The sequence below is a fragment of the Brachybacterium tyrofermentans genome (assembly GCF_039526165.1).
In the GTDB taxonomy this organism is placed as follows: Bacteria; Actinomycetota; Actinomycetes; order Actinomycetales; family Dermabacteraceae; genus Brachybacterium; species Brachybacterium tyrofermentans.
In genome coordinates this window covers 1-1623 of the sequence record NZ_BAAAIR010000014.1, presented here as the reverse complement: position 1 = coordinate 1623, position 1623 = coordinate 1, and the positions used below count along the sequence as shown (strand labels likewise).

2 rRNA genes are annotated in these 1623 nt (G+C 50.7%); both read right to left on the bottom strand.

Annotated features, from left to right (window positions below):
- Positions 1-884, bottom strand: a 23S ribosomal RNA gene (locus ABD093_RS03055); the annotation flags it as partial.
- Positions 885-1186: 302 nt separating this feature from the next.
- A 16S ribosomal RNA gene (locus ABD093_RS03050) occupies positions 1187-1623 on the bottom strand; the annotation flags it as partial.

Here is a 1623-nt window from a genome sequence, read left to right as displayed (position 1 = left end):
TGACCCCCTAGCCGAAACAGTGCTCTACCCCCGAAGATGAGTTCACGAGGCGCTACCTAAATAGATTTCGGGGAGAACCAGCTATCACGAAGTTTGATTGGCCTTTCACCCCCAGCCACAAGTCATCCGCTAATTTTTCAACATTAGTCGGTTCGGTCCTCCAGTTAGTGTTACCCAACCTTCAACCTGCCCATGGCTAGATCACCGGGTTTCGGGTCTATACCCTGCAACTTAACGCCCAGTTAAGACTCGGTTTCCCTGCGGCTCCCCTATACGGTTAACCTTGCTACAGAATATAAGTCGCTGACCCATTATACAAAAGGTACGCAGTCACACCCGAAGGTGCTCCCACTGCTTGTACGTACACGGTTTCAGGTTCTTTTTCACTCCCCTCGCCGGGGTTCTTTTCGCCTTTCCCTCACGGTACTGGTTCACTATCGGTCAGTCAGGAGTATTTAGCCTTGGAGGATGGTCCCCCCATATTCAGACAGGATACCACGTGTCCCGCCCTACTCTTCGAGTTCACAACCTGTGCATTTTGGTGTACGGGACTATCACCCTGTACCGTCGGACTTTCCAGACCGTTCCACTAACACACAAGCTGATTCAGACTCTGGGCTGCTCCCCGTTCGCTCGCCGCTACTGGGGGAATCTCGGTTGATTTCTTTTCCTCGGGGTACTTAGATGTTTCAGTTCCCCCGGTTCGCCTCGTTAACCTATGTATTCAGTTAACGATAGTGCAACGAATTGCACTGGGTTTCCCCATTCGGACATCGCCGGTTATAACGGTTCATATCACCTTACCGACGCTTTTCGCAGATTAGCACGTCCTTCATCGCCTCTGACTGCCAGGGCATCCACCGTGTACGCTTAGTCGCTTAACCTCACAACCCGAAGATGTTTCACTTCTGATTGCGAAAATTTGAGAGACTCGAACACACATTAACTGTGTGTCGTTTCAATTTTCAGCTTGATCCAGATTTTTAAAGAGCAAAACTTCGCAGTGCACCTTTTCAGGTTCACTCTGAAGTTTTCTTGTGTTCGCAGTAAAGATGGTGGAGCTATGCGGGNCGGTGTCCTGGGCCTCTAGACGAAGGGGACACTGAAGTCTCAATCGCAAGACGCCTTGCTTCTTTACTTTCATCAGACAATCTGTGTGAGCACTACAAAGGCAGGTTCTTTAAGGTAAGGAGGTGATCCAACCGCAGGTTCCCCTACGGTTACCTTGTTACGACTTCACCCCAGTCATGAATCACAAAGTGGTAAGCGCCCTCCCGAAGGTTAAGCTACCTACTTCTTTTGCAACCCACTCCCATGGTGTGACGGGCGGTGTGTACAAGGCCCGGGAACGTATTCACCGTAGCATTCTGATCTACGATTACTAGCGATTCCGACTTCATGGAGTCGAGTTGCAGACTCCAATCCGGACTACGACATACTTTATGAGGTCCGCTTGCTCTCGCGAGGTCGCTTCTCTTTGTATATGCCATTGTAGCACGTGTGTAGCCCTGGTCGTAAGGGCCATGATGACTTGACGTCATCCCCACCTTCCTCCAGTTTATCACTGGCAGTCTCCTTTGAGTTCCCGGCCGGACCGCTGGCAACAAAGGATAAGGGTTGCGC